This is a genomic window from Micromonospora sp. NPDC051296 (assembly GCF_040682255.1).
Taxonomy (GTDB): Bacteria; Actinomycetota; Actinomycetes; order Mycobacteriales; family Micromonosporaceae; genus Micromonospora; species Micromonospora craterilacus.
Genome location: NZ_JBFBAO010000527.1, coordinates 1 through 3,562, shown reverse-complemented (window position 1 = coordinate 3,562; position 3,562 = coordinate 1). Strand labels below are relative to the sequence as shown.

Annotated in this window: 4 protein-coding genes; 3 read left to right on the top strand and 1 reads right to left on the bottom strand. The window is 70.9% G+C overall.

All coding sequences use genetic code 11. The annotated features are described in order from the left end of the window. The coding region (rho, locus tag AB0M52_RS32280; protein WP_363961528.1) for a transcription termination factor Rho at positions 1-1,130 on the top strand (1,130 nt) is incomplete at its 5' end. A gap of 92 nt (positions 1,131-1,222) precedes the next feature. Here the strand turns inward: rho and AB0M52_RS32275 are convergent. Further along, positions 1,223-1,771 (bottom strand): AAA family ATPase, encoded by a 549-nt coding sequence (locus AB0M52_RS32275; RefSeq protein WP_363961526.1) that lies wholly within the window; start codon positions 1,769-1,771, stop codon positions 1,223-1,225. Between the two features lie 314 nt (positions 1,772-2,085). On the opposite strand from AB0M52_RS32275, the gene rpmE reads away from it, so the two are divergent. Together rpmE and prfA are read left to right on the top strand one after the other, a co-directional pair. Continuing rightward, entirely contained in the window at positions 2,086-2,310 is a 225-nt protein-coding gene (rpmE, locus tag AB0M52_RS32270) for a 50S ribosomal protein L31 (RefSeq protein WP_091103487.1), read from the top strand. Between the two features lie 103 nt (positions 2,311-2,413). Further along, the gene (gene prfA, locus AB0M52_RS32265) at positions 2,414-3,502 is read left to right on the top strand and encodes a peptide chain release factor 1 (protein ID WP_363961524.1); all 1,089 of its coding nucleotides are present in this window, start codon (positions 2,414-2,416) and stop codon (positions 3,500-3,502) included. Positions 3,503-3,562: the final 60 nt, after the last annotated feature.

Here is a 3,562-nt window from a genome sequence, read left to right as displayed (position 1 = left end):
ACGTGCTCGTCCCCGTGGCCGGCATCGTCGACGTGCTCGACAACTACGCCTTCGTCCGGACCACCGGCTACCTGGCCGGCCCGAACGACGTGTACGTGTCGATGTCCCAGATCAAGAAGTACGGCCTGCGGCGCGGTGACGCGATCACCGGCGCGGTGCGGGCGGCCCGCGACGGCGAGCAGCGGCGCGACAAGTACAACCCGCTGGTCCGGCTGGACACCATCAACGGGATGGAGCCGGACGAGGCCAAGCGGCGGCCGGAGTTCTACAAGCTCACCCCGCTGTACCCGCAGGATCGGCTGCGGCTGGAGACCGAGCCGCACATCCTCACCACCCGGGTGATCGACCTGGTCATGCCGATCGGCAAGGGCCAGCGGGCGTTGATCGTCTCGCCGCCGAAGGCCGGTAAGACGATGGTGCTGCAGGCGATCGCGAACGCGATCACGCACAACAACCCGGAGTGCCACCTGATGGTGGTGCTGGTCGACGAGCGGCCCGAAGAGGTCACCGACATGCAGCGGTCGGTGAAGGGCGAGGTCGTCGCGGCCACGTTCGACCGTCCGCCGCAGGACCACACCACCGTCGCCGAGCTGGCGATCGAGCGGGCCAAGCGCCTGGTCGAGCTGGGCCACGACGTGGTCGTGCTGCTCGACTCGGTGACCCGGCTGGGTCGGTCGTACAACCTGGCGGCGCCGGCCAGCGGCCGGATCATGTCGGGTGGTATCGACTCCACCGCGCTCTACCCGCCGAAGCGGTTCCTCGGCGCGGCCCGCAACATCGAGAACGGCGGCTCGCTGACCATCCTCGCCACCGCGCTGGTGGAGACCGGTTCCATGGCGGACACGGTGATCTTCGAGGAGTTCAAGGGCACCGGTAACGCGGAGTTGAAGCTGGACCGGAAGATCGCCGACAAGCGGACCTTCCCGGCCATCGACATCCACCCGTCCGGTACGCGCAAGGAGGAGATCCTGCTCGCGCCGGAGGAGTTGGCCATCGTGCACAAGCTCCGCAAGGTGCTGCACTCGCTGGACTCGCAGGCGGCGCTCGACCTCCTGCTGGACCGGCTCAAGCAGTCCCGGACCAACATCGAGTTCCTGATGCAGATCGCCAAGTCGACGCCGGGGGAGTGACCCTCCCCGGGGAAGCGACCTGAGGGGGCGCAGCCGGTTCGGCTGCGCCCCCTCAGCTTCACCACCCGAGTGGCAGGAGCCTCTCCGGCCACTCAGAAGTCGCCTTCGGCGACCTGAGAGACGGTGCCGTCGATGTCCGCCAGGGCGATCTCCGGCGGCTCGGTCGACGGCGGGTGCACCGTGGCCGGCCGCCCGGTGGGGGCCTGCGGCACCGGCAGCGGCAGTGTCCGGTACCGCAGGTAGCGCTCGTGCAATTGCCGGATCGCCGGCTCGCCGACCCGGTCGGCCTCCGGACGGGCGGCGTCGCGGCGCAGGCACTCCTCCAGCGGCACGTCGGTGAAGTCGTGCACCTCGAACCCGGCGTCGTACCGGGCGGCCAACTCGGCCCAGTCCCGCAGGGTGCGGGAACGCAGATTGGTGTCGTCCACGCAGACATCGCCGCCGGCCCGCAGCAATGCCTCGACCTGGGCCCGCTGGACGACGGTGACCTGCCACTCCGCCCGTTGGGTGAAGAGCCGCCCGCCGTGCAGCATCCGGCGCAGGTCGTCCCGGTTGACCCGGACCACGGCCGGCTGGAGCGTCCGGGCGAAGGTGGTCTTGCCGGAGGCGGGCAGGCCTCGGGTGGCGATCAGGCGGGCCATCGGCTCCTCCGTGTCGTACGCCTGGGTCGTGCCGGACGCCCGACGGGCGCCCGCGGACGGGTGCGCCGTCCGTGCCCCGGGCGGGGCACGCGGCCGTCCGGCCGTGCCAGGTGAATGCCCAGCGCGAGGGCGGGAATGCGGCAGGCGAGGCGTACGTTGTCGCTGCCGGACCAGCGGTGCGGCCCGATTTCCGGGCCGGCGTACGCCCGTGGCACACTGGTCAATCGGCCACCGGTTCCGGTTCACGCCCTCAACCGGCGCGCACCACGCGACGGGGGCGACCCGGCGACCACCAACGAGAGGACCGAGGCGACATGAAGCCCAACATCCACCCGGAGTACGTGACCACCGACGTCACCTGCTCCTGCGGCAACACCTTCACCACCCGCAGCACCGCCAAGGGCGGCTCGATCCACGTCGAGACCTGCAGCGCCTGCCACCCGTTCTACACCGGCAAGCAGCGCGTCCTGGACACCGCTGGCCGGGTCGCGAAGTTCCAGCAGAAGTACGCCAAGGTCCAGGCCAAGAAGGCCAAGTAGCTCCTCGTTCGACGCCCGCGTCCGGTTTCGCCGGGCGCGGGCGTCGTCCGTCTGTGTCCCGGTCTCCCCGCCGTCTAAGAGACTGTAAGGAGCGATCCCCAGCATGAGCAGTGAGCGCCTGGCCGCCCTCCTCGACGAGTACGCCGAGTTGGAGAAGCGGCTGGCCGACCCCGCCATCCACGCCGACCAGGGCACCGCTCGCCGGGTCGGTCGCCGGTACGCCGAACTGGTCCCGCTGCACAAGGCTGCCGCCGAGCTGGAGCAGGCCCGGGCGGATCTGGCCGCCGCGCGGGAACTGGCCGCCGAGGATGCCTCCTTCGCGGCCGAGGCCGAGGCGATCGGGGCGACCCTGCCGGGGCTGGAGGAACGGCTGGCCGAGCTGCTCATCCCGCGCGACCCGCACGACGCCAAGGACGTCATCGTCGAGATCAAGGCCGGCGAGGGCGGCGAGGAGTCCGCGCTGTTCGCCGGCGACCTGCTGCGGATGTACACCCGGTACGCGGAGCGGCGTGGCTGGCTCACCGAGGTGATCGACGCCCAGGAGTCCGACCTCGGCGGGGTCAAGGACGTCTCACTGGCGATCAAGACCAAGGGCGTGCCCGAGGGTGGCAACGGCGTCTGGTCCCGGTTGAAGTGGGAGGGCGGCGTGCACCGGGTGCAGCGAGTCCCGGTCACCGAGTCGCAGGGGCGCATCCACACCAGCGCCGCCGGGGTGCTGGTGCTGCCCGAGGCTGAGGAGGTCGATGTCACCATCGACCCCAACGAACTGCGGATCGACGTGTTCCGCTCGTCCGGGCCCGGCGGCCAGTCGGTGAACACCACCGACTCGGCGGTGCGGATCACGCACCTGCCCACCGGCATCGTGGTGTCCTGCCAGAACGAGAAGTCCCAGTTGCAGAACCGGGAACAGGCCATGCGGATCATGCGCGCGCGGTTGCTCGCCGCCGCCCAGGAGCAGGCCGACGCGGCAGCGTCGGACGCCCGCAAGGCCCAGGTCCGCACGGTGGACCGCTCCGAGCGGATCCGCACGTACAACTTCCCGCAGAACCGGATCACCGACCACCGGATCGGGTACACCGCGTACAACCTCGACCTGGCGCTGGCCGGAGACCTGGACGGCGTGCTCGACGCGCTCGGCGAGGCCGACCGGGCCGCCCGCCTGGCCGGCGATCCGGAGCTGGCCCGTCGCTGACCCCTGGTCAGGAGGTACGCGGCCGAACCTTGGCCCGCAGCATCTCGCGATCGGCGGCCT

Coding starts and splice junctions, on each gene's coding strand:
- AB0M52_RS32275 (WP_363961526.1), bottom strand. CDS start 1,771: ATGGCCCGCCTGATCGCCACCCGAGGCCTGCCCGCCTCCGGCAAGACC.
- rpmE (WP_091103487.1), top strand. CDS start 2,086: ATGAAGCCCAACATCCACCCGGAGTACGTGACCACCGACGTCACCTGC.
- prfA (WP_363961524.1), top strand. CDS start 2,414: ATGAGCAGTGAGCGCCTGGCCGCCCTCCTCGACGAGTACGCCGAGTTG.